The organism is Bradyrhizobium sp. LVM 105 (genome assembly GCF_003957705.1).
In the GTDB taxonomy this organism is placed as follows: Bacteria; Pseudomonadota; Alphaproteobacteria; order Rhizobiales; family Xanthobacteraceae; genus Bradyrhizobium; species Bradyrhizobium frederickii.
In genome coordinates this window covers 149,416-173,053 of sequence record NZ_QZMV01000003.1, presented here as the reverse complement: position 1 = coordinate 173,053, position 23,638 = coordinate 149,416, and the positions used below count along the sequence as shown (strand labels likewise).

Sequence of the window (23,638 nt, the reverse complement as noted above, 5' to 3'; positions counted from 1 at the left end):
CGGGCTGCGCAGGAGCGGTTTGAGCGAGACGCGCAAGAGGGGCCGATGCAGCGGATAACGATCACGATCGAGGACGACCTCCTGGCGGAGATCGACGCCGCAGCCGAGGCGCGCGGCTACCAGAACCGCTCCGAGATCATCCGCGACCTCGCCCGTGCCGGCCTGCAGCAGAGCTCCGAGGACACCGCGCAGACCGGCCAATGCGTTGCCGGTCTCGTCTATGTCTACGACCACGCCGCCCGCGATCTGTCGAAACGACTGGTGCAGGAATTCCACGGCCATCACGACCTCGCGCTGGCGACCCTGCACGTCCATCTCGACGACAACAATTGCATGGAGATGACGGCGCTGAAGGGGTCGGCGGATGAGGTCAAGCATTTCGCCGACCACATCATCGCCGAACGCGGGGTCCGCTACGGCCGCGTGGTGATGATCCCGACCGGGGATGGCAAGCCGGCGAAAGGGCGGAAGCACGGGCACCGGCACGACTAGGCTTGCGGCTTGCGTGCCCCGGACGCGGCGCAGCGCTTCTTCAGCGGTGCGCTGCAGAGCCGGGGCCCATCTCGCGGCAAGCTAATGGGTCCCGGCTCTGCGGAGCAGCGTTGCACGCTGCACCGCGTCCGGGACACGGCCGTATCTTGGGCAACCAGCCTCCCTTGCCGAAACCGCATTGGGTGTCTACCTCTCGCGGGTCGTTTAGTGAAAGGGTGCCCCATGCTGGATGCCGCCGTGAAGGCGCTGTCGCAAATGATCTCGCCGCCGATGCGCTCGATCCTGTGGCGATCGATCGGGCTGGCGCTCGTGCTGATCATCGTGCTGGCGATCGGCTTGCAGCGGCTGCTCAGCTGGTTCGCAACCTCCGGGGCGGTCTGGCTGGAGGAGTTGCTCGGACCCGGCTGGCATTCGTCCATCGATATTCTCTCCTGGATCGTTTCGATCGCGGCGGGCCTCGGCGTCGTGTTCGGCGGCATCTTCCTGATGCCCGCGATCACCTCCCTGGTGGCGAGCCTGTTCGTCGACGACGTTGCCGACATCGTCGAGCGCGAGCATTACCCCGCCGAGCAGCCGGGCGTCGCGCTGCCCTTCAGCCAGGCCATCCTCGAGGGCATCAAGACCGCGCTGCTGACGATCTTGATCTATCTCGCCGCGCTGCCGCTGGTGCTGTTCGCCGGCGCCGGCTTCCTGATCTTCTTCCTCGCCACGGCCTGGCTGCTGGGCCGCGAATATTTCGAGCTGGCGGCGATGCGCTTCCGCCCGCCGGAGGAAGCCAAGGCGATGCGGCGCGACAATGCCGCGACCATCTTCACCGCGGGCCTGTTCATCGCCGCCTTTGTCTCGATCCCGATCGTCAATCTGGCGACGCCGATCTTCGCCATGGCCTTCATGGTCCACATGCACAAGCGGCTGTCGGGCCCGCGGCCGGAGCTGATCGCGCCGGCGCGGCAGATGCGGTAACGGCGCCCGGCGCGGAGCCGTCGCTCAGACCGTCTTCTCCGGCCACCGGCAGAGATCGTTGATCAGGCAGACCTCGCAGCGCGGCTTGCGTGCGAGGCACGTGTAACGGCCGTGCAAGATCAACCAATGATGCGCGTGCAGCATGAACGCGGCCGGGATCACCTTTTCCAGACCAAGCTCGACCTCCAGCGGCGTCTTGCCGGGCGCCAGCCCCGTGCGGTTGCCGACGCGGAAGACGTGCGTGTCGACCGCCATGGTGTGCTCGCCGAAGGCCATGTTGAGCACGACGTTGGCGGTCTTGCGGCCGGCGCCGGGCAGCGACTCGATCCCGGCGCGCGTGCGCGGCACCTCGCCGCCGAACTCGCTGAGCAGCTTTGCCGACAACGCGATCACGTTCCTCGCCTTGGTTCGGTAGAGGCCGATGGTCTTGATGTAGTCGCGCAAGCGCTCCTCGCCGAGGTCGAGCATCTTCTGCGGGGTGTCGGCGACCTCGAACAAGGCGCGCGTGGCCTTGTTGACGCCCGCATCGGTCGCCTGCGCCGACAGCACCACGGCAACCAGCAGCGTGAACGGATTGACGTGCTCGAGCTCCCCTTTCGGTTCCGGATTGGCTTTGTGGAAGCGGCTGAAGGCGTCGTAGACCTCGGCCGGCGTCCAAGGTCTTGAGAAATTGGGCTTGGTGGCCTTGAGCGATTTTTTCGCCGGAGCCGGTGTCTTGAGGGGCTTGGTCTTGACGGGCCTGGGCTTCGCAACGACAGCCTTTGCCTTCTTGTTCGGCACGGGCGCTTTGCGCGGCGCCGGCTTGCGGGTGATTTTCGCCATGATCGGGATATACTGACGGACGATGAGCGCAGGCAACGAAATTGAGCGCGGCGATCCCGAACAGCGCGAAGTGCAGATCTTCTCCGCGCTGCTGACGCCGCACCGCTCGCTGAACCGCACCGGCTTCCTCGCCGTGATGCTGTTCCTGAGCGTGGTCAGCTTTGCCACGGGTCTCGCCTTCCTGATCAAGGGCGCCTGGCCGGTGCTCGGCTTCTTCGGCCTCGACGTGCTCGTGGTGTGGTGGGCCTTCAAGGCCAATTTCCGCACCGCCCGAGCCCGCGAGGAGATTACGGTCACCGCCTCCGAACTGCGCGTGAGACGCATCAGCCATCGCGGCCAGGTCGCCGAATGGACGTTCAATCCGCTCTGGGTCCGGCTCGACATGGAGGTCGACGAGGACTTTGGCATCGAGCACCTCTATCTGATCTCGCGCGGCCGCCAGATCCAGATCGCGAGGTTCCTGGGGCCGGAGGAAAAAGCAAGCTTTTACAAAGGCTTGGTTGAGGCGCTCAATGCCGCCAAGCGGGGGCCGACCTACAATCCGATCAGCTGATGTCGCATCGGAAATCGGGTGGTTTCCCAGCCGCCCCTCTCCTACATTTCCGGTCATGATGACACTCGCCATACACGACCAGCGCCTGACCAAGCCGGGCCCCCAGAACGCCGCGCTGCGCGACTATGATTCGGTGCGCCGGGCGATCGCCTTCATCTCGGCGAACTGGCGCGCGCAGCCGACCATCGAGGCGATGGCCGACGCGGCCGGCGTCACCCCGGATGAGCTGCATCATCTGTTCCGCCGCTGGGCCTCGATCACGCCAAAGGCCTTCATGCAGGCGCTGACGCTCGACCACGCCAAGGGCCTGCTGCGGGACTCCGCGAGCATTCTCGACGCCGCGCTCGATTCCGGCCTGTCGGGCCCGGGGAGGCTGCACGATCTCTTCGTCACGCACGAAGCGATGTCGCCGGGCGAATGGAAGAACGGCGGCGCCGGCCTCACCTTGCGCTACGGCTTTCATCCCTCCCCGTTCGGCACCGCGATCGTGATTGCGACCGATCGCGGCTTGTCAGGGCTTGCCTTCGCCGACCACGGCGAGGAGAAGGTCGCGCTCGCCGACATGACGCGGCGCTGGCCGAACGCCACCTATGTCGAAGACCACGAGGGCACGGCGCCGCTGGCTGCGCGCATCTTCGACACCAGGCTGTGGCGGCCGGACCAGCCGCTGCGCGTGGTGATGATCGGCACCGATTTCGAGGTGCGGGTGTGGGAGACGCTGCTGAAAATCCCGATGGGCCGCGCGGTGTCCTATTCCGACATCGCCTGCAACATCAACAGCCCGAAGGCCTCGCGCGCCGTCGGCGCGGCGGTCGGCAAGAACCCGGTCTCGTTCGTCGTGCCCTGCCACCGCGCGCTCGGCAAGAGCGGCACCCTCACCGGCTATCATTGGGGCATCACCCGCAAGCAGGCGATGCTCGGCTGGGAAGCCGGACAGCTGGGGATGCAGTAGCCGAGATGCCGTAGGGTGGGCAAAGGCGCATAGCGCCGTGCCCACGATCTTTCTCGAACCACTGACGCAACGTGGGCACGCTTCCGCCGTCGCTCTTCGAGCTATGGCGGACAAGTCGCTTTGCCCGCCCTACGGCACCGCGTTTGCCGCGAGTCTAACCCGCCAGATCCAGCTTCGAGGCTACGGTCGAATCCGCATTGAGGCGGTAGATGATCGGCACGCCGGTGGCGAGTTCGCGCTTCAGGATGCCTTCGGGCGAGAGCTTTTCCAGCACCATGATCAGCGCGCGCAGCGAATTGCCGTGGGCGGCGACCAGCGTGCGCTTGCCGTTGAGCACGCCGGGCAGAATCTCCTGCACGTAGTACGGCAGCGCGCGCGCCAGCGTGTCCTTCAGGCTTTCGCCGCCGGGCGGCGGCACGTCGTAGGAGCGGCGCCAGATCAGCACCTGCTCCTCGCCCCATTTCTTGCGGGCGTCGTCCTTGTTGAGGCCGGAGAGATCGCCATAATCGCGCTCGTTCAGCGCGAGGTTCTTCGAGGTCGGCAAGCCTTCTTGGCCGAGCTCACCGAGGATGATGTCGAGCGTATGTTGCGCGCGCGTGAGCACCGAGGTGAAGGCCACGTCGAACACGAGGCCCTGTGCCTTCAGCTTGCGGCCGGCTTCCGTGGCTTCCTTAACGCCGAGCTCGGTGAGATCGGGATCCTTCCAGCCGGTGAACAGGTTCTTCAGATTCCATTCGCTCTGGCCGTGGCGCACGAGCACGAGAAGACGTTCGCTCATTGACTGCTTTTCCGTGTTGTTCAGATGTCGGACAGGCCGAGCACGTCGGCCATGGAGTAGTGCCCCGGCGCCTTGCCATGCGCCCATAGCGCCGCCTTGAGCGCGCCGTGGGCGAACAGCATGCGGTCCTCAGCCTGATGCGACAGCGTCAGGCGCTCGAACGGGCCGAGGAAAGTCACGCTGTGGTCGCCGGCGACGGTGCCGCCGCGCAACGAGGCAAAGCCGATATTGCCCGGCCTGCGCGCGCCGGTGATGCCGTCGCGGCCACGCTCGGAATGGTCGTCGAGGGTGACGCCGCGTCCGGCCGCCGCGGCCTGGCCCAGCATCAGCGCGGTGCCCGAGGGTGCATCGACCTTCATGCGGTGATGGGTCTCGACGATCTCGATGTCAAAATTCTGGTCGAGCGCCTTGGCGACGCGCTTGACCACGGCGGCAAGCAGGTTGACGCCGAGGCTCATATTGCCCGACTGCACCACGATGGCGCGGTTGGTGACGCTCTTGATCACGGCGTTGTCGGACATCGAGAGCCCGGTGGTGCCGACCACATGGACGATTCCCCGCTCGGCCGCGATCGCGACATTGGCGATGGTCGCGGCCGGGACGGTGAAGTCGAGGATCCCGTCGGCCTCCTTCGACATCGCCCAGAGATCGGCCGAGAGCTTGATCTCGTTGGCCGGCAGGCCGGCGAGCACGCCGGCATCCTTGCCGAGCAGCTCCGAGCCGGGGGCCTCCAGCGCGCCCGCCAGCACCGCGCCTTTGCTCTCGGCAATCGCCCGCACCAGCGCGCGGCCCATCCGGCCGCCGGCCCCAGCAACAATCAAGCGCATGTCGGACATGGTGTGATCCTCTTCGCCGCCGTTGTAGCGGGGGGAGGCAGTTCCGGCAACCGAGGGGGATCGGGGGGACGAATGCGCTCTTACCCTCCCCTGGAGGGGGAGGGTCGATCGCGCGCAGCGCGAGCGGGGTGGGGTGACGGTACCTCCGCGACGAACAGTGCCCGAGTGGAGAGATCACCCCACCCCGTCACGCAATCTCGCTTCGCTCGATTACGTGCCGACCCTCCCCCTCCAGGGGAGGGTAAGACGAGAGGGCGCCTCAGCCGTCCTGCGGCTGCGGGCCGTCATAGCCCTCGATGATGATGAGATCGGCGACCGAGTGCGGCTGGCGCACCTTGATGTTGGCCTGGTATTCCGGCGAGTTGTAGCAGGCGAGCGCGGTCTCGTAGTCCGGGAATTCGATCACGACGTTGCGGGTGCGGCTGGCGCCTTCGACGGTGGTGAACTTGCCCGCACGGACGACGAAGCGGCCGCCCCATTTCTTGAAGATCGGACCGTTGGCGACGGCGTAGGGCTTATAGCCCTCGTCACTGTTCACGTCGACGCGCCCGATCCAGTAGCCCTTTGCCATTGATTCTCTCCCTGTGTTGTTGGGGTAATTTCTATTTGAGCATGATCTGATCGGAAAACCGCTTCACACTTTTTCCGGATCATGCTCCAAGCGCCTGCGCAATCTCGGCCTGAATGGCGTCTGCGACGGCCTTTGGATCGGCGGCTTCCACGATCGGACGTCCGACGACGAGGTAATCGGCGCCGGCGGCGATCGCGCGGCCCGGCGTCATGATGCGCTTCTGGTCGCCGGTTGCCGAACCTGCCGGTCGGATGCCCGGCGTGACGAGGTGCATCTGGTGGCCGACGATCTTGCGCAGAGCACCAGCTTCCTCCGGCGAGGACACCAGACCGTCGATGCCAAGCACCTGCGCCTGCTGCGCGCGCGCCTCGACCAGCTCGGAGACGCCGAGCCGATAGCCCGCCGCGTGCAGGTCGTCCTCGTTGTAGGAGGTCAGCACCGTGACGGCGAGAATCTTCAGGCTCGAATTGCCGCGGCCTTCGACCGCGCCCTTCATGGTCTGCGGATAGGCGTGCACGGTCAGGAAGGTGGCGCCGAGCCTGCTGATGCTCTCGACGCCCTGCATCACGGTGTTGCCGATGTCGTGCAGCTTGAGATCGAGAAAGACCTTCTTGCCTTTGTCGGCGAGCTTGCCGACCAGCGGCAACCCGCCGGCATAAGCGAGCCGATAGCCGATCTTGTAGAAGGTGACGCTGTCGCCGAGACGGTTGATGATGGCCTCCGCGGCATCGACGCTGGGTAGATCGAGCGCGACGATCAGGCGGTCCTTCGGGGCGATCTCGGCTGGCGTCATGTCACCTCACATCATGCGTTGGGAAATGTCGATCAATTGCGCGACCAGCTCCTTCAACGCGGCGATATCGCCCTCGTTCTTGAGCCTGTCCATATCGTCATAAGCCTGATCGGCAAAGGCGAGCGTGAGCTGGCTGGCAATCACATTGGCGTGGCAGGAGGTCAGGATCAGCCTGAGCGCCTGCAGCGCGCGCGCCGCACCGAGCCGGCTCTGCGAGGCTCCGGCGAGCGCGAAGGCACGGTTGCGGAACACCTCGCCGCGCGCCTCGTGCAGCTCGTGCACACGGCTGACCCAGTCGATCGCGTTCTTGAGCAGCGGCGGCACCGAGGCGTTGTATTCGGGCGTGACGAACAGCACGCCATGATGCGCGCCGATCATGCGCTTGAGATTGATCGCGTGCTTGGGCACGCCGGATTTGGCCTGGAGATCGCCGTCGTAGATCGGCAGCGGGAAATCGGCGAGCGAGATGCGGGTGACGTCGACGCCGGCCCGGGCGAATTCATAGGCTATGACCGCCGCCAGCTTCGCATTGTGCGAGCCGGTACGCAGCGAGCCGGGAATGATCAGGATCTTGGGTGCGGACATCCGCTTCCATACGTTCGGCGAAACCGGTCCGCCGCGCAGAGAAGGAAGCCGGCGGAATTAGTCCTTGCGATACACCCAGACGCGGGCCGGCGGAAGGTTCATCCAGATCCGTTCCGAAGCCTCTGTGGACACGCCGGGCAGCGATTTCGGGATCGGCGGCACCACCGCATAGGTGAACTGGATGAACGGCGCGCCGGGCGCCAGCGCCGTGAAGGCGTCGCGGATCAGCCGCAGCCGAGTCAGCATCGGTTTTGTCACGAGCGGCAGGCCGGAGACGACGGCGGAGGCCGGCGCGCCCAGCACGTTCCAGAGCGTGTCGCGCAGGCGATAGGCATCGCCCTGCACCACCTTGGCGTGCGGATAGCGGTCACGCAGCAGCGCGCAGAAGCCGGGATTATATTCGACGAGAACGAGGCGCTTCTGGTCGATTCCGCGCTCGATCAGGGCGGAGGTGATGGCACCGGTACCGGGCCCGAGCTCGACCACGGGCGCGTCCGAATCGACATCGACGTAATGGGCCATGGTCCGGGCCAGCAGCTTGCCCGACGGCATCACTGCGCCCATGTGCAGCGGCTTTTCGATCCATGATCTGAGAAAGCGCACCTCGTCGTCGAGACGAGGCTTCTTCAACGCACGCGCGGACGATGGCAAGGGCATGTCTGGACCGGACGGGACCGCAGGACCGCGGCGTGTCAGAAAATGGTCATAAAGACGTATAGGCCGAAGACGATACGGTCAAGCCGGGTCAACTCGCCCGATTGCCGAAGAAATCCTTGACCTTGGCGAAGAAGCCCTCTGATTCCGGCTGGGTGTTGCCGGAGGACAGCTTTTCGAACTCGGCCAGTAATTCCTGCTGCTTCTTGGTGAGGTTCTGCGGCGTCTCGACCACGACCTGAACGTACATGTCGCCCATCTGGCGCGACCGCAGCACCGGCATGCCTTTTGATGCAATGCGGAATCGACGGTTGGACTGGGTCCCGGCCGGCACCTTCACCTTGGCCTTGGCCTTGTCGATGGTCGGCACCTCGAACTCGCCGCCGAGGGCGGCCGTCACCATCGAGATCGGCACACGGCAATGCAGATCGGCACCGTCGCGCTGGAAGAATTGGTGCTGGGCCAGCGACAGGAAGATGTAGAGGTCGCCGGGCGGGCCGCCGCGGATCCCGGCCTCGCCTTCGCCGGCAAGCCTGATCCTGGTGCCGTCCTCGACCCCCGGGGGGATGTTGACCGACAAGGTGCGTTCGCGGGTGACGCGACCCTGGCCCGAGCAGGACGGGCAGGCATCTTCGATCATCTGGCCACGGCCCTGGCAGCCCGGACAGGTCCGCTCCAGCGTGAAGAAGCCCTGCGACTGCCGCACGCGGCCGGCACCGCCACAGGTCGAACAGGTCTTCGGCTTGGTTCCGGCCTTGGCGCCGATGCCCGAGCAGGCCTCGCAGGTGACCGAAACCGGAATCTCGATCTGCGCGGTCTTGCCGCCAAAGGCTTCCTCGAGCGTGATTTCCATGTTGTAGCGCAGGTCGGCGCCGCGCTCGCGACCGCCGCGGCCGCGCTGCCCGGCCATGCCGAACAGGTCTTCGAAAATATCGGAGAAAGAGGAGGCGAAGCCCGCGCCGAACCCTGCGCCGCCGCCGCCCTGCTCGAAAGCGGCATGGCCGTAACGGTCATAGGCGGCGCGCTTGTCCTTGTCTTTCAGGACCTCGTAGGCCTCGTTGATTTCCTTGAACTTGATTTCGCTGGTGTCGTCCCCGGGATTGCGGTCGGGGTGAAACTTCATCGCCAGCTTGCGGAACGACGATTTCAGCTTGGATTCGTCAGCGTCACGGTCGACTTCGAGAGTCTCGTAATAGCAGCGCTTGGTGGACGTGGACATGATGAGCTCGGTCTATCCAATCGCGAATCAAGTCGGAGCGAAACGATGCCGCCGCTGCGCGACGACATCAGCGCCCTTCCGCCTCGCGGCGGAAGCCGGCACGGCGGCGTTCAGCATAACGGCTGGGAATTGATCGATCGTTGCGGGTATCGGTCCCGCAGAGCCCGACACCGTGGCCTCCCCCGCGAGGGAGGAGGCCGTTGGTGCGCGTGGGGTCCAAGTCGCCCGCATCATCACCCTCTCGGGCTTAAGCGGACTTCTTGTTGTTCTTGTCGTCGTCGACCTCGGTGAATTCCGCGTCGACGACGTCGTCCTTGGCCGCGTCCTTCTTGGCGTCGGCCTCGGCCTGCTGCTTGTACATGGCCTCGCCGAGCTTCATCGAAGCCTGGGCCAGCGTGTTGGTCTTGGCCTTGATCGCCTCGGCGTCGTCGCCCTTCAGCGCTTCCTTGAGGTCGCTGACGGCGTCCTCGATGGCGCGGCGCTCGCTCTCGGCCACCTTCGAGCCGTGCTCGGCCAGCGCCTTCTCGGTCGAATGCACCAGGCCATCGGCCTCGTTCTTGGCGGTGACGGCCTCGCGGCGCTTCTTGTCCGCCTCGGCATTGGCCTCGGCGTCCTTGACCATCTTCTCGATGTCGGCTTCCGACAGACCGCCGGAGGCCTGGATGCGGATCTGCTGCTCCTTGCCGGTGGCCTTGTCCTTGGCCGAGACGTTGACGATGCCGTTGGCGTCGATGTCGAAGGTCACCTCGATCTGCGGCATGCCGCGCGGAGCCGGCGGAATGCCCATCAGGTCGAACTGACCGAGCATCTTGTTGTCCGCCGCCATTTCACGCTCGCCCTGGAAGACGCGGATGGTGACCGCGTTCTGGTTGTCCTCGGCGGTCGAGAACACCTGGCTCTTCTTGGTCGGGATCGTGGTGTTGCGGTCGATAATGCGGGTGAACACGCCGCCCAGCGTCTCGATGCCCAGCGACAGCGGGGTCACGTCGAGCAGCAGCACGTCCTTGACGTCGCCCTGGAGCACGCCGGCCTGGATCGCAGCGCCGATCGCCACGACCTCGTCCGGGTTGACACCCTTGTGCGGCTCCTTGCCGAACAGCTGCTTGACGACTTCCTGGACCTTCGGCATGCGCGACATGCCGCCGACCAGCACGACTTCGCCGATCTCACCGGCGGTCACGCCGGCATCCTTCAGCGCCTTGCGGCAGGGCTCGACGGTCTTCTGCACGAGATCGTCGACCAGCGCCTCGAACTTGGCGCGGGTGAGCTTCATCGTCAGATGCTTCGGACCGGTCTGGTCCGCGGTGATGAACGGCAGGTTGATCTCGGTCTGCGTCGTCGAGGACAGCTCGATCTTGGCCTTTTCAGCGGCCTCCTTCAGGCGCTGCAACGCGAGCTTGTCGTTGCGCAGGTTGATGCCCTGCTCCTTCTGGAATTCGTCGGCGAGATAGCCGACCAGGCGCATGTCGAAGTCTTCGCCGCCGAGGAAGGTGTCGCCGTTGGTCGACTTCACCTCGAACACGCCGTCGCCGATTTCGAGAATGGAGATATCGAACGTGCCGCCGCCGAGGTCGTAGACGGCGATCGTGCCGGCCTTGGTCTTGTCGAGGCCGTAGGCGAGCGCGGCCGCAGTCGGCTCGTTGATGATGCGCAGCACTTCGAGGCCCGCGATCTTGCCGGCGTCCTTGGTCGCCTGGCGCTGGGCGTCGTTGAAGTAGGCGGGAACGGTGATGACGGCCTGGTCGACCTTCTGGCCGAGATGGGCTTCCGCGGTCTCCTTCATCTTCTGCAGGATGAACGCCGAGACCTGCGAGGGCGAGTAGGTCTGGCCGTCGGCCTCGACCCAGGCGTCGCCGTTGGAAGCCTTCACGATCTTGTAGGGGACGAGCTTCTTGTCCTTCTCGACCATCGGGTCGTCGTAGCGGCGGCCGATGAGGCGCTTCACTGCGAAGAAGGTGCGCTCGGGATTGGTGACGGCCTGGCGCTTGGCCGGCTGGCCGACGAGACGCTCACCGTCGTCCGTGACGGCGACGATCGAGGGCGTCGTGCGCATGCCTTCGGAATTCTCGATGACTTTGGCGTTTTTGCCATCCATCACGGCGACGCACGAATTCGTGGTGCCGAGGTCGATCCCAATGACCTTTCCCATGGTCCTGATATCCTTCTTTTTGCGGCAGGTTGGCTGGGCCCAGAAGGCACCCAAACCGAAACCCCCTAAGATCAAACATCCGCGATATTGCGATGATTGAGGCTCATATAGGAGGGGGGGAGGGGCCCGCAAGGACCGAAGCTACGTTTCTGCGGCTAAAACGTCGGGTTTTGGAAGAACATATTCGGGCTTCACCGCACTTGCGGGTGAGGAATTATTAACAGGTTCGGGCTTCGGCAAGCCCCCTACCGCAAGCCCGTCCGCCCTGTTGCCGCAAGCCCAAACCCGCTAAAAGGCGGACCGGCCGGGCAGCCGCCACAGCCGCTTCGCGCGACAAAGCGGCCCGGTGGCCGACCATCGAACGGCCTCAATGTGAACCAATCAGAGTGCCCATGAAGCTGATCCGCCCCCTCGCCGCGCTCGCCCTTCTCGCCGCCTCGGCGCTCCCGGCCCTCGCCGCCGACGCCGTGTTTCCGCCCGGCTTGCGCCTCGGCATGGTGCCGCTGGTCGGTCTCAGCACGGCCAAGACCTTTCCGGGCTTCGAAAGCGAGGACGGCAGCGTCAAGGTGCTGGTCACCGAGCTGCCGCCGGCCGCCTATGGCGAGGTCGTGAGCGCCTTCAATTCCAATCCGGCCGGAGCGAACGGCGTCAAGCAGGACAAGGTCGAGACCCCCGCGGGCCTTGCCTATTTCACCACCGAGAGCGGCAAGGCCGGCGACACCCCGGTGAAGCGCTATTCGATGATCGTGCCGGGCGCCGGCTTCTCCGGCTATGTCGCGGTGCAGGTCCCGGAGAATGCGACCAAGATCTACACCGACGAGGCGGTGCGGCAGATGTTCGCGACCGCCACCACCCGCAAGCAGGTCTCAGCCGAGGAGCAGATCGCGCTGATGCCGTTCAAGATCACCGATCTCGCCGACTTCAAGGACGTCCGCACCCTCGCGCCGGGCTCCAGCATTATCCTCGCCGACGGCAATGAGAGCGCAGGCTATGAAGCGAAGCCGTTCATGATCCTCGGCCTGATCGGCGCCACCCCGCAAGCTGCCGACGACCGCGCCCGGTTCGCCCAGGAGGCCGCGCTGCAGATCCCCGGCGTGCGCGAATCCCGCGTCACCATGTCGGAGCCGATCCGCATCAACGGCCAGCAAGGCTTCGAAACCCGGATCGACGGCGTCAGCGGCAAGGACAAGACGCCGGTGACCGTGGTGCAGTGGATCCGCTTCTCGAGCGGCGGCGCTTCGCTGCGCATCATCGCCAGCGCCCCGCGCGACCAGTGGCAGGCCGCCTTCACCCGCTTCCGCGCCGTGCGCGACGGGATTCAGCCGAAGGGGTAGCTGCGTCTGCGAACGAGATGCGCTCCCTCCCCCGCTTGCGGGGGAGGGCTGGGGAGAGGGTGTCTCCGCAAAGGGACAATCACCCGGAGGATAGAACCCTCACCCGGCGCGCGGGACGATGCTTCGCATCGCCCGGACGCGCCGACCTCTTCCGCAACGCGGGAGAGGTGCACCAAGCGCGTGGCGAGCGCTTAGCCGCTCACCAGTACCGGCCGCATTTTCGGGCTTCTGTTCGTGTACGAACGGAACTAGGCTTCCCCTATTGGATCATCCCAAGGGAGGCGAATGATGCTGGATCGGCGGCAGGTTTTGGAAATGCTTGGAACGACGGCGCTGGCGACCCTCGCGCCGAGCGCGTTGCTCGCAGCGACATCCATCAAGCCGGATGACGCCTCCGCGCTGCTCGTAATCGACGTGCAGAACTGCTTCCTGCCTGGCGGCAGCCTCGCGGTGAAGGAAGGCGAACAGGTGGTGCCGGTCATCAACAAGATCTCGAAGGCGTTCGCGAACGTGGTGATGACGCAGGACTGGCACACGCCGGGCCACGTTTCGTTTGCCTCAGTCCACTCGGGCAAGAAGCCGTTCGATACCGTCGACCTTCCCTACGGCAAACAGGTGCTGTGGCCTGATCATTGCGTGCAGGGCACCGACGGCGCGGCGCTGTCCAAGGACCTTGCGATCCCGCACGCCGAGCTCATCATCCGCAAGGGTTTTCACAAGAACGTCGACAGCTATTCGGCCTTCCTCGAAGCCGACGGCAAGACCTCGACGGGCCTTGCCGGATATTTGAAGGGACGCAAGATCAAGCGCGTCTTCGTCGCAGGGCTTGCGACAGATTTCTGCGTTGCCTGGACGGCGCTCGACGCGCGCAAGGCCGGCTTCGAGGTCTATGTGGTGGAAGACGCCTGCCGCGGCATCGACACCCAGGGTTCGCTCGCCAAGGCCTGGGCCGATATGGCCAAGGCCGGCGTGAAGAGGATCCAGTCTGCGGATATCGCGGCGGGTGCGTAAGCGACGCACAACACTGCAAGACCCTCATCCTGAGGAGCGCGCTACTTCGCGCGCGTCTCGAAGGATGAAGGCCCCCGCTGCGGCGCCCTGGCCTTCATGGTTCGAGACGCCGCGCAAGAGCGCGGCTCCTCACCATGAGGGTTGAAACTCAATTGGCCGCGCTGCTCGATTCGTTGTTGTTGTTCGCCGCAGGCGCTGGCTTCGCGCCGCCCTTGGCGACGCCGACCAAAGCCGGCCGCAGCACGCGGTCGCCGATGGTGTAGCCGGCCTGCATGATCTGGACCACGGTGCCCGACGGCACCGACGGATCAGGCACTTCGTACATCGCCTGGTGGAAGTTCGGGTCGAACTTCTGGCCCTGCGGATCGAGCTTCTTCACGCCATGCTTTTCCAGCGCGCTATGCAGCGCGCGCTCGGTGAGCTCGACGCCCTCGATCAGCGAGGTCAGGCCGGGATCGGCGGTGGCACGCGCCTCGGCCGGAACGGCATCGAGCGCGCGCTGAAGATTGTCGGCGATGTCGAGCACGTCGCGGGCAAAGCCGGTGATGCCGTAGAGGCGGGCGTCAGCGACTTCCTTGGTGGTGCGCTTGCGCAGATTCTCCATCTCGGCCAGCGTCCGCAGCATGCGATCGCGCGCCTCGGCGACTTCCTTTTGCAAGGTCTCGACCGAGCCGGGCTCGGGATCGTCGGGCATGATGTAGGGCTTTGACACCACGGGCTCGCCAGTCGGCGCGGCCGCGTCTTCGGGTTGCCGGTCATGATCGGTCATCGGCTAAATCTCGAACTCGTTTCCAGGGATTGTTGGCCCGGATATCGTGCTTTGAGCAGCGAAAATCAAGCGCCCGTGATCGGAAGCAGACGCCGGTCAGCCCCCCAAGAGGCGGCTGACGATGCGGGCGGCATAATCCACGGTCGGGATCACGCGGGCATAATTCAGCCGCGTCGGACCGATCACGCCGAGGACACCGACGATGTGGCCGGCGGCATCCCGATAGGGCGCGATGATGGTGGAGGACCCCGACAGCGAGAACAGCTTGTTCTCGCTGCCGATGAAGATGCGCACGCCCTCGGCCGTCTCGGCCCGGCCGAGCAGATCGATCACGCCGCGCTTGGTCTCGAGATCGTCGAACAACAGGCGCACCCGCTCCAGATCCTCCAGCGCGTGCAGATCTTCGAGCAGATTGGCGTGGCCGCGCACGATGAGCTGGCGGTCCTCGTTCTCGCCGCCGGACCAGCTGGCGATGCCGGCAGAGATCACCTTCTGTGCGAGCTGATCGAGCTCGGCGCGGGCCTCGCCCAGCGCCGTCTCGAGCTCGAGCCGCGCCTCGGCCAGGGTTCGGCCGCGGATTCGCGCGTTGAGGAAATTGCCGGCCTCGGTGATCGCCGAGGAGGGAACTCCAGGGGGCAGCGTCAGAACGCGATTCTCGACCTGGCCGTCCTCGCCGACGAGGATGACCAGCGCTTTCTCCGGTTCCAGGCGGACGAATTCGATGTGCTTGAGCCGCGCATTGGATTTTGGCGTCAGCACCACCGCCGCGGCGCGGGTCAATCCGGATAGCCGCGTCAGCGCCTGGTCCAGCGCCGCCTCGACCGAGTGCGCCTGGCCTACGGACGTGAGCTGGCTCTGGATCGACTGCCGTTCGGCCTCGTTGAGGTCGCCGACCTGCATCAAGGCATCGACGAAGAAACGCAGGCCGAGTTCCGTCGGCAGCCGGCCGGCCGAGGTATGGGGTGCATAGATCAGGCCGAGCTGTTCCAGATCGGCCATGACGTTGCGGACCGAGGCCGGCGACAGCGGCATCGCGATCAGGCGCGAGATATTGCGCGAACCCACGGGCTCACCGGTCGCGAGATAACTTTCGACAATTTGACGAAAGATGTCGCGGGAACGCTCGTTGAGCTGGGCGAGGCCTGCGCGCGGCGCGATCAGATGGATCGGATCGTGATGGGCCACAGCGGTAACTCCTCTCAGATCCTCATAATTTGTCTATCCGGGGCGCTTCTGACAAGCGTGGCGTTCGCCGGCGCGGAATCAGGGGCCGAATAAGCCCTTGCCGCCCACCTTCGCCCCACCTACAAGCACCGCCAACAGCCTTTCCCGTGAGTTTTGGAGGATTTCCCAATGCGGCCAAGCCGCCGTGCGCCCGACGAATTGCGCCCCGTGACGCTGGAGCGCGGCGTGGTCAAATATGCGGAAGGCTCCTGCCTGGTGAAGTTCGGCGACACCCATGTGCTGGTTACCGCCACGCTGGAAGACCGCCTACCGCCGTGGCTGAAGGGCCAGGGCCGCGGCTGGGTCACCGCCGAATACGGCATGCTGCCACGCGCCACCTCGGAACGCACCCGCCGCGAGGCCGCCGCGGGCAAGCAGAGCGGCCGCACCGTCGAGATCCAGCGCCTGATCGGCCGCTCGCTGCGCACCATCGTCGACCTCGAGGCGCTCGGCGAGCGCCAGATCACGGTCGATTGCGACGTGCTGCAGGCCGACGGCGGCACCCGCACGGCCTCGATCACCGGCGCCTGGGTCGCACTTGCCGATTGCGTCAACTGGATGAAGGCGCGCAACATGATCAAGGCCAACGTCATGCGCGACAACGTCGCCGCGATCTCCTGCGGCATCTACAACGGTACGCCGGTGCTCGATCTCGATTATGCCGAGGATTCGGAAGCCCAGACCGACGCCAATTTCGTCATGACCGGCGACGGCCGCATCATCGAGGTGCAGGGCACGGCGGAACGCGAACCGTTCACGGAAGGCGAGTTCCTGGCGCTGATGGCGCTGGCCCGCAAGGGCGTTGCGCGTCTCGTGGACTTGCAGAAACTGGCTGTGGCGTAGTCAATAGGCCCATGCACCGCCGAATCACCGGAAAGCTCGTCATCGCCACCCACAATCCCGGCAAGCTTGCCGAGATGCGGGAGCTGTTGGCGCCCCACGGCGTCGAGGCGGTGTCGGCCGGTGAACTCGGCCTCGGTGAGCCGGATGAGACCGGCAACGATTTCCGCAGCAACGCCGCGATCAAGGCGATCGCGGCGGCGCAGGCAACCAGGCTGCCCGCCTTCGCCGACGATTCCGGCATCGTGGTCGACGCGCTCGACGGCGCCCCCGGCATCTACAGCGCGCGCTGGGCCGGCCCCACCAAGGACTTCAACGCGGCGATGGCGCAGATCGAGCGCTTGTTGCAGGAGCGCGGCGCCACCAGGCCGGACAAGCGCAGGGCCCATTTCGTCTCGGCGCTCTGCGTGGCCTGGCCCGACCATCATCTCGAAGAGGTCGAGGCGCGCGTCGACGGCACGCTGGTCTGGCCGCCACGCGGGACTGCCGGCTTCGGCTACGATCCGATGTTCTTGCCGGATGGTCACAGCCGCACCTTCGGCGAGATGGAGAGCATCGAGAAGCACGGCCTGCCGCCGCTGGGTCTCGGCCTGTCGCATCGTGCCCGTGCCTTCCGGAAACTGGCGGAGATCTGCCTTGAGCCGCGCTAGAGCGTTTTCAAGCGAAGTGGATACCGGTTCGCGCCAGGAAAACGCGTCAAAACAAGAATCTGAAGCCTTCGGCGTCTACGTGCACTGGCCGTTCTGCCTGTCGAAGTGCCCCTATTGCGACTTCAACAGCCATGTCCGCCATGCCGCGATCGACGAAGCGCGCTTCGCCTCCGCCTTCGCGCGCGAAATCGAAACGACCGCGGCGCGTGCATCCGGCCGCGAGGTCAGCTCGATCTTCCTTGGCGGCGGTACGCCATCCTTGATGCAGCCCGCAACTGTCGGCGCGGTGCTCGATGCGATCGGCAAGCACTGGAGCGTTGCAGGCGACGTCGAAGTGACGCTCGAAGCCAATCCCACCAGCGTCGAAGCCACACGCTTTGCCGGCTATCGCAGCGCCGGCGTCAATCGCGTCTCGCTCGGCGTGCAGGCGCTCGATGACGCCTCGCTGAAGACGCTCGGACGCCTGCACAGCGCGCGCGAGGCGCTCGATGCCGTCGCCATCGCGCGCCGTTCGTTCGAGCGCTATTCGTTCGACCTGATCTATGCCCGCCCCGACCAGACGCCGGCGATGTGGGCCGATGAGCTGCGCCTCGCCATCGATGAGGCGGCCGAGCATCTGTCGCTCTATCAGCTCACGATCGAGGAAGGCACGCCGTTCTTCGGCCTGCACCGGGCCGGCAAGTTGAAGACGCCGGATGAAGCGGTGGCGCGCGCGCTCTACGACGTCACGCAGGAAACCTGCGACAAGCTCGGGCTGCCCGCCTACGAGATCTCCAACCACGCGCGACGCGGCGCCGAGTGCCGGCACAATCTGGTGTACTGGCGCGGCGAGGAATATGCCGGCATCGGCCCCGGCGCGCATGGTCGCCTCGACATCGACGGTATCAGGCATGCGACCGCCACCGAGAAGCGTCCCGAGGCCTGGCTGATGCGGGTCGAGACCAACGGCGATGGAATCGTCACCGACGATCTGCTCAACAGCGAGGAACGCGCCGACGAATTCCTGCTGATGGGATTGCGGCTCGCCGAGGGCATCGACCCCGAGCGCTACAAGGCCCTCTCCGGCCGCCCGCTCGATCCCAAGCGCATCGCGCTGCTGCGCGAAGAAGGCGCGATCATTGTGGATCCGACCGGCCGGTTGCGCGTGACCAGCAGCGGTTTCCCGGTGCTCGATGCGGTGGTCGCGGATCTCGCGGCGTAACGCGCTGAAGTAGGGTGGGTTAGCCGAAGGCGTAACCCACCATGCTTCCGCACTCGCGGAACGAAGTTGGTGGATTACGCCTTCGGCTAATCCACCCTACAGCACCACGGCACCGTCGTCCGGAGCTACGCCCCAAAGCTCTTCGGCGAGCCTGCGATCGCAACGCCGCCGCCTTGCGTCACCTTCATCACCGCAAGACCGCGTTCGTTGGTGCCGTCCGCGCGGAAGCGGAACAGGCCGTCGATGCCGGCAAAGCCGGAAGGATTGGTGAGCACGTCGGGCGAGAAGCGCGTGGTGCCTTGCGTGCGCGCGAGCGCGGCGACGAGGGCGACGGCGTCGTAGGCGAGCGTCGCGGTGCGGATCGGCTCGGCGCCGTATTTGGTGCGATAGCGGCCCGAGAAGGCGCGGAAGCCGGCCGGGTCGGGCGCGGCGTAGAGGCCGCCTTGCAGGCTCGCATTGGCATAGACCCGCGGATTGTCCCACAGGCCGGTGCCGAGCAGCTGGATGTTGCGCAGGTTCGCGCCCGCGGCGGTCATCGCATCGGCGACCGTCACCACGGCATCGCCGTCATCGGCGATGAACAGCGCGTCCGCACTGCCGAGCTGCTGTGCCACCGTGCGTGCCGGCGTGGCGCGATCGGCGCCGTATTTCTCGAACGCGACGATGCGCCCGCCACGACGCGGCGCCGCCACCTTCACCGCGGCCTCGACGACATTGCCATAAGCATTGTCGGGCACGAGCACGGCGAACGAGCGCTTTCCGATGCTGGCGGAATATTCGACGATGCGATTGACGTCGGACTCCGGCAGGAAGGAGAGCAGATAGACACCGCGGCCGGCGATGCTGGAATCGGTCGAGAACGCGATCACCGGGATGCCGCGCGTGCGCGCGACCTGCGCCACCGCCGGCACCGATTGCGCGAACAGCGGCCCGAGGATGATCTCGGCGCCCTCGTCGACCGCCTGCTGCGCGCCGGCCTGGGCGCCTTGCGGGCTGCCGTTGTCGTCCTTGATCAGGAGCTGGATGTTCGGGTTCTGGAACTCCGCCAGCGCCATCTCGGCGGCGTTGCGCATGGATTGTGCGGCAAGGCCGGCATTGCCGGCCGCGGACAGCGGCAGGATCACGGCGACCTTGACGCCGCCGGTGCCGGCGGTCGTCGCCTGCTGCGGAGGACCGGCCGGCTGGGCCGGCGGTGCCGAGCTCGAGAACGGGTTGGAGAACTGGCTGAGACTCTGCTGCACGCCGGCACAGGCCGACAGCAGGGGCGCGCCGAGCAACAGGCCGAGCGCGCTCCGTCGGGTCGCCCCCGACATCAGAGACCCCGGAATGGGAGACTTAGGAAAACGCGGGCCCACCATGGCAGCTTCTCTTCTGACCCGCCGTCGCCGGCCGGTCACGATCTTCCTTCCACGACGCAGGCCGCGGATTCAGGCATATTGTCGGCAAATAGTTAACCAAAACAAAAGGATAATAGCCGCTTAACGCGGCCGCCTTCCTGTCCCGGCAGCTGTTCGCCGTCGCTCATCCAGCATCAAGGCGGAGTTTCCGTCGCGAATATGGCGCGAGGGCCCTCACCCCCTCCCGACGTGATCCTGACCGATCACATTCCCGTCCCTTCCCAGCCCAGTTGGGTACGATCTTTTTCGGCGAGCCGGTTCCCAGCCCTGCGGATCGTGCCTAAGTTGACTTCATTATGCGCGCAAAGCCGGCCCCGATAAATACGTCTGAAGCTCAAGACGCCGCCTCGCGCGGTTTCTCCATCGACGCCCATCGGCTCATGGCGCCGAAGGCGGCACCGGGCCTGCATCTGGTCGCGACCCCGATCGGCAATCTCGGCGACATCACGCTGCGGGCGCTGCAGACCCTCGCCGGCGTCGACGTCATCGCCTGCGAGGACACCCGGATCACGCGGCGCCTGACCGAGCGCTACGCCATCGCGGCGCAGCTCAAGCAATATCACGAGCACAATGCCGAAGCCGCCCGTCCAAAGATCCTGGAGGCGCTCGCGGCCGGCGGCTCGGTCGCGCTGGTCTCGGATGCCGGCACGCCGCTGATCTCCGATCCCGGCTTCAAGCTGGTGCGCGAGGTCTGCGCCGCGGGCCACTCCGTGTACGCGCTGCCTGGCCCGTCCTCCGTCCTGGCCGCGCTGTCGGTGGCGGCGCTGCCGACCGACCGCTTCTTCTTCGAGGGTTTCCTGCCGGCGAAATCCGCCGCGCGCCGCACGCGCCTGGCCGAACTCGCGCGCATCGATGCGACGCTGGTGATGTTCGAGTCGGGAAATCGGATGCAGGCCACCTTGACCGATCTCGCCGAGATCATGGGTGAGCGAGACGCCGCGGTCTGCCGCGAGCTTACGAAGTTGCACGAGGAGGTCAGACGCGCGCCCCTCGCCGAGCTTGGGCGACAGGCGGACGCGCCGGAGACGCGCGGCGAGTTCGTTCTGGTGATCGGCCCACCTCCCGCGGATGCCGAGGTGCTGACAATGGATGCGCTCGATGGTCTCTTGCGCGAGCAGCTGGCCGCGCACAGCGTCAAGGATGCCGTGGCGCATGCCGTCGCGCTCTCGGGCCGGCCGCGCCGCGAGGTCTATGCCCGCGCGCTCGAGCTTGCAAAGGATTCGCGGGGCGGCGATGGCGAAGACTGAGATCCCCAGGGAACCAAAGGCCGCCTCGCCCGAGCGCGTCGCCGCGTTCCACACCGGCATCTCCGCGGAAAGCCGCGCCGCCGCCTATCTCATGGCCAAGGGCTATCGCATTCTGGCCAAGCGCTACCGCACGGCGCATGGCGAGATCGACATCGTGGCGCGCCGCCGCAACCTGATCGCCTTCGTCGAGGTCAAGGCACGCGCAACGCTGGACGATGCCGCCTTTGCCGTGACGCCGCGCCAGCAGCAGCGCATCATCGACGCCGCGCAAGGCTGGCTTGTAGCGCATCCCGAGCATGCCGAATTCGAATTGCGATTCGACGCCATGCTGATTGCGCCGCGCTCACTTCCGCGCCATGTGTTGGCGGCATTCGACGCCTCGACCTGAAAGGCAGACCATGAAACTGAACGTCGCCGTCCAGATGGACCCCATTGCCCGCATCAACATCAAGGGCGATTCCACCTTTGCGCTGCTGCTGGAGGCGCAGAAACGCGGCCATGGCCTGTCCTATTACACGCCCGACAAGCTCTCGATGGTCGGCGAGGAGATCGTCGCTCCCGTTCAGCTGCTGACCGTGCGCGACGAGCCCGGCAACCACTTCACGCTCGGGGAGCCGGGGCGCGAGGCGCTGAACAGCTTCGACGTGGTGCTGCTGCGGCAGGATCCGCCGTTCGACCTCGCCTATATCACCTCGACGCATTTTCTGGAACGCATCCATCCGAAGACGCTGGTGGTCAACGATCCCGCCTCGGTCCGCAACGCGCCGGAAAAGCTGTTCGTGATGAACTTTCCGCAGCTGATGCCGCCGACGCTGATCTCGCGCGACGTCGATGAGATCAACGCGTTTCGCGACAAGCATGGTGCCGTCGTGATGAAGCCGCTGCACGGTCATGGCGGCGCTGCGGTGTTCCGCGTGATGCCGCAGGACATGAATTTCGGCTCGCTGTTCGACATGTTCTCGGTCACCTTCAAGGAGGCCTGGGTGATCCAGCAGTTCATCCCCGAGGTGAAGCACGGCGACAAGCGCATCATCCTGGTCAACGGCGAGTTCGCCGGCGCGGTGAACCGCGTGCCGGCCGCCGACGACCTCCGCTCCAACATGGTGCGCGGCGGCGCGGCGCAGGAGACCGAGCTCACCCCGCGCGAGCGCGAGATCTGCGCCACCCTCGGCCCGGCCTTGCGCGAACGCGGGCTGTTGTTCGTCGGCATCGACGTCATCAACGGCAACCTCACCGAGATCAACGTGACCTCCCCCACCGGCATCCGCGCCATCGCGCGGCTCGGCGGTCCTGATGTGGCGGCGAAGATCTGGGACGTGATCGAAGCGAAGCGGGCGAAGTAAGCACTCGTCACTTCGTGGATTGCAGACTTACTCCAACACCGTCAGCCTGAGGTGACCGCTTCTTCAGCGGCCCTCGAAGGGCGACGGCTTGGCTGATGCCGCCGCACCCTCCAGCGACAATGGCTTCGCCGTTGCGCGGAGGTGACGGACAGCCACTGTCATCGCAGATGCTGGGCACGCTCGTACCCACCCATCACTAACCGCCCATTCACCATGACGCCCTCCGCATCGGGCCGACGCACGAGCGCGCTCTACGTGAAACTACGGGGCCGCTGGCCGACTGAATAACGCCGCGTTCACCATCTGCCGAAAACCAGCATCGCGGCCGGTAAGCGCACTCGGCCTCGCAACACCCCTTATACTTTTACTCCCTACTCATCGACACGGGGAACCCGCCAGGTGCGGTTCGAGTGCCCCGCGTATGAGTAAAGCGTATGAACACCGCACGCATTGTCGTTCTCGTCATCGCGCTGGCCGCCGGCGGCGTCGCTGCGTATCTGGCGAGCGGCTATCAGAATGCCCCCGCGCCCGTTGAGGCCGTCGCTGAGAAGCTGCCGACGGTCGAAGTCCTCATTGCCAAGAACGACATCCAGCTCGGCCAGGCGCTCAAGCCTGACGATCTGCAATGGCAGACCTGGCCGGCGGCGACCGCAAGCAGCGCCTTCATCCGTCGTGACAACAGGCCCGAGGCGCAGAGCCAGATCGCCGGCTCGATCGCGCGCGTTCCCCTGATGCAAGGCGAGCCGATCCGCGAGCAGAAGCTGGTCAGGGCCGAGGGATCCGGCTTCATGGCCGCGATCCTGCCGTCCGGCATGCGCGCCGTTTCGACCGAGATCTCCGCCGAGACCGGCGCCGGCGGCTTCATCCTGCCGAACGACCGCGTCGACATCGTGCTGACCCGTCGCCTGAAGAATCCCGACACCAACGGCCCGACCGCCGGCAACGACCTCATCGTGTCCGAGGTCATCCTGACCAATATCCGCGTGCTCGCGATCGACCAGGCGCCGAAGGAAAAGGACGGTCAGACCGCCGTGGTCGGCAAGACCGTCACGCTCGAGCTCAAGCCCGACCAGGTCGCCACGCTTTCGGCCGCGCGCCAGGGCGGCACGCTGCAGCTTGCGCTGCGAAGCATCGTCGACGCCAACGCGGCGGAAGTCACCGTCGAGGAGCAAGGGGCAAAGCGCTCCGGAGACGTCAACGTCATCCGTTACGGCGTGCAGACGCGGCAACTGACGTCACAGAAGTGATGGGGACA

The 23,638-nt window shown here is 65.9% G+C and carries 25 protein-coding genes; 13 read left to right on the top strand and 12 right to left on the bottom strand.

Translation table 11 applies throughout. The features are described from left to right. The first annotated feature begins 45 nt into the window (after positions 1-45). Both nikR and D6B98_RS10435 read left to right on the top strand, forming a co-directional pair. Positions 46-492 carry a nickel-responsive transcriptional regulator NikR gene (gene nikR, locus D6B98_RS10440; protein WP_126256921.1) on the top strand — a complete coding sequence of 149 codons (447 nt, stop codon included), beginning with the start codon at positions 46-48 and terminating at the stop codon, positions 490-492. Positions 493-714: 222 nt separating this feature from the next. Next, on the top strand, positions 715-1,455 hold the full coding sequence (locus D6B98_RS10435) for a sulfate transporter family protein (protein WP_126256920.1): 741 nt from the start codon (positions 715-717) through the stop codon (positions 1,453-1,455). 24 nt (positions 1,456-1,479) lie between these two features. Here D6B98_RS10435 and nth read toward each other — a convergent pair whose 3' ends face one another. Next, on the bottom strand, positions 1,480-2,277 hold the full coding sequence (gene nth, locus D6B98_RS10430) for an endonuclease III (protein WP_126256919.1): 798 nt from the start codon (positions 2,275-2,277) through the stop codon (positions 1,480-1,482). A 22-nt stretch (positions 2,278-2,299) separates the two neighbouring features. Here nth and D6B98_RS10425 point away from each other — a divergent pair, with 22 nt between their 5' ends. Then, complete coding sequence (locus D6B98_RS10425; protein WP_126256918.1) at positions 2,300-2,830, top strand: DUF2244 domain-containing protein; 531 nt, start codon at positions 2,300-2,302, stop codon at positions 2,828-2,830. A 55-nt stretch (positions 2,831-2,885) separates the two neighbouring features. After that, the gene (locus tag D6B98_RS10420; protein WP_126256917.1) at positions 2,886-3,782 is read left to right on the top strand and encodes a methylated-DNA--[protein]-cysteine S-methyltransferase; all 897 of its coding nucleotides are present in this window, start codon (positions 2,886-2,888) and stop codon (positions 3,780-3,782) included. Between the two features lie 154 nt (positions 3,783-3,936). Here the strand turns inward: D6B98_RS10420 and D6B98_RS10415 are convergent, their stop codons facing one another. From D6B98_RS10415 to dnaK, 8 genes are all read right to left on the bottom strand, one after another. Continuing rightward, positions 3,937-4,560 (bottom strand): 2,3-bisphosphoglycerate-dependent phosphoglycerate mutase, encoded by a 624-nt coding sequence (locus D6B98_RS10415; protein WP_126256916.1) that lies wholly within the window; start codon positions 4,558-4,560, stop codon positions 3,937-3,939. Between the two features lie 20 nt (positions 4,561-4,580). Beyond that, positions 4,581-5,396: a 4-hydroxy-tetrahydrodipicolinate reductase gene (dapB, locus tag D6B98_RS10410; protein ID WP_126256915.1), complete on the bottom strand. Its 816-nt coding sequence runs from the start codon at positions 5,394-5,396 to the stop codon at positions 4,581-4,583. Positions 5,397-5,655: 259 nt separating this feature from the next. Beyond that, positions 5,656-5,967 (bottom strand): DUF1330 domain-containing protein, encoded by a 312-nt coding sequence (locus D6B98_RS10405; protein ID WP_126256914.1) that lies wholly within the window; start codon positions 5,965-5,967, stop codon positions 5,656-5,658. A gap of 79 nt (positions 5,968-6,046) precedes the next feature. Further along, entirely contained in the window at positions 6,047-6,760 is a 714-nt protein-coding gene (gene pyrF, locus D6B98_RS10400) for an orotidine-5'-phosphate decarboxylase (protein ID WP_126256913.1), read from the bottom strand. Between the two features lie 6 nt (positions 6,761-6,766). Next, the gene (locus tag D6B98_RS10395) at positions 6,767-7,345 is read right to left on the bottom strand and encodes an NADPH-dependent FMN reductase (protein ID WP_126256912.1); all 579 of its coding nucleotides are present in this window, start codon (positions 7,343-7,345) and stop codon (positions 6,767-6,769) included. Positions 7,346-7,402: 57 nt separating this feature from the next. Continuing rightward, positions 7,403-8,002, bottom strand: a complete 600-nt coding sequence (locus D6B98_RS10390; protein WP_126256911.1) for a class I SAM-dependent methyltransferase — start codon at positions 8,000-8,002, stop codon at positions 7,403-7,405. Positions 8,003-8,090: 88 nt separating this feature from the next. Continuing rightward, entirely contained in the window at positions 8,091-9,218 is a 1,128-nt protein-coding gene (gene dnaJ / locus D6B98_RS10385; RefSeq protein ID WP_126256910.1) for a molecular chaperone DnaJ, read from the bottom strand. Positions 9,219-9,465: 247 nt separating this feature from the next. After that, positions 9,466-11,367 (bottom strand): molecular chaperone DnaK, encoded by a 1,902-nt coding sequence (gene dnaK / locus D6B98_RS10375; protein WP_028133546.1) that lies wholly within the window; start codon positions 11,365-11,367, stop codon positions 9,466-9,468. Between the two features lie 392 nt (positions 11,368-11,759). On the opposite strand from dnaK, the gene D6B98_RS10370 reads away from it, so the two are divergent. Both D6B98_RS10370 and pncA read left to right on the top strand, forming a co-directional pair. Further along, on the top strand, positions 11,760-12,701 hold the full coding sequence (locus tag D6B98_RS10370) for a hypothetical protein (protein WP_164718513.1): 942 nt from the start codon (positions 11,760-11,762) through the stop codon (positions 12,699-12,701). A 288-nt stretch (positions 12,702-12,989) separates the two neighbouring features. Next, a complete protein-coding gene (gene pncA, locus D6B98_RS10365) occupies positions 12,990-13,712 on the top strand; it encodes a bifunctional nicotinamidase/pyrazinamidase (RefSeq protein ID WP_126256908.1) in 723 nt (240 codons plus the stop codon). Between the two features lie 148 nt (positions 13,713-13,860). Here the strand turns inward: pncA and grpE are convergent, their stop codons facing one another. Together grpE and hrcA are read right to left on the bottom strand one after the other, a co-directional pair. Next, positions 13,861-14,481, bottom strand: a complete 621-nt coding sequence (gene grpE / locus D6B98_RS10360) for a nucleotide exchange factor GrpE (RefSeq protein ID WP_126256907.1) — start codon at positions 14,479-14,481, stop codon at positions 13,861-13,863. A 96-nt stretch (positions 14,482-14,577) separates the two neighbouring features. Then, complete coding sequence (hrcA, locus tag D6B98_RS10355; RefSeq protein ID WP_126256906.1) at positions 14,578-15,666, bottom strand: heat-inducible transcriptional repressor HrcA; 1,089 nt, start codon at positions 15,664-15,666, stop codon at positions 14,578-14,580. A 168-nt stretch (positions 15,667-15,834) separates the two neighbouring features. Between hrcA and rph the strand changes: the two genes are divergently transcribed. The 3 genes from rph to hemW are packed head-to-tail and all read left to right on the top strand — an operon-like array spanning position 15,835 to position 18,396. After that, positions 15,835-16,548, top strand: coding sequence for a ribonuclease PH (gene rph / locus D6B98_RS10350; protein WP_126256905.1), 714 nt, complete (start codon positions 15,835-15,837; stop codon positions 16,546-16,548). Between the two features lie 11 nt (positions 16,549-16,559). Further along, a complete protein-coding gene (gene rdgB, locus D6B98_RS10345) occupies positions 16,560-17,195 on the top strand; it encodes an RdgB/HAM1 family non-canonical purine NTP pyrophosphatase (protein ID WP_126256904.1) in 636 nt (211 codons plus the stop codon). Between the two features lie 16 nt (positions 17,196-17,211). After that, complete coding sequence (hemW, locus tag D6B98_RS10340) at positions 17,212-18,396, top strand: radical SAM family heme chaperone HemW (protein WP_126257275.1); 1,185 nt, start codon at positions 17,212-17,214, stop codon at positions 18,394-18,396. 125 nt (positions 18,397-18,521) lie between these two features. Here the strand turns inward: hemW and D6B98_RS10335 are convergent, their stop codons facing one another. Then, positions 18,522-19,754 carry a penicillin-binding protein activator gene (locus D6B98_RS10335; RefSeq protein WP_205680475.1) on the bottom strand — a complete coding sequence of 411 codons (1,233 nt, stop codon included), beginning with the start codon at positions 19,752-19,754 and terminating at the stop codon, positions 18,522-18,524. Between the two features lie 335 nt (positions 19,755-20,089). Here D6B98_RS10335 and rsmI point away from each other — a divergent pair, with 335 nt between their 5' ends. The 4 genes from rsmI to cpaB all read left to right on the top strand — a co-directional run bounded on the left by rsmI (position 20,090) and on the right by cpaB (position 23,630). Next, positions 20,090-21,040: a 16S rRNA (cytidine(1402)-2'-O)-methyltransferase gene (gene rsmI, locus D6B98_RS10330; RefSeq protein ID WP_126256902.1), complete on the top strand. Its 951-nt coding sequence runs from the start codon at positions 20,090-20,092 to the stop codon at positions 21,038-21,040. Continuing rightward, on the top strand, positions 21,027-21,428 hold the full coding sequence (locus tag D6B98_RS10325) for a YraN family protein (protein ID WP_126256901.1): 402 nt from the start codon (positions 21,027-21,029) through the stop codon (positions 21,426-21,428). Before rsmI ends, D6B98_RS10325 begins: the two co-directional genes overlap by 14 nt. Positions 21,429-21,438: 10 nt before the next feature. Then, complete coding sequence (gene gshB / locus D6B98_RS10320) at positions 21,439-22,383, top strand: glutathione synthase (RefSeq protein ID WP_126256900.1); 945 nt, start codon at positions 21,439-21,441, stop codon at positions 22,381-22,383. Between the two features lie 434 nt (positions 22,384-22,817). Then, a complete protein-coding gene (cpaB, locus tag D6B98_RS10315) occupies positions 22,818-23,630 on the top strand; it encodes a Flp pilus assembly protein CpaB (RefSeq protein ID WP_126256899.1) in 813 nt (270 codons plus the stop codon). The last annotated feature ends 8 nt before the right edge of the window (positions 23,631-23,638 follow it).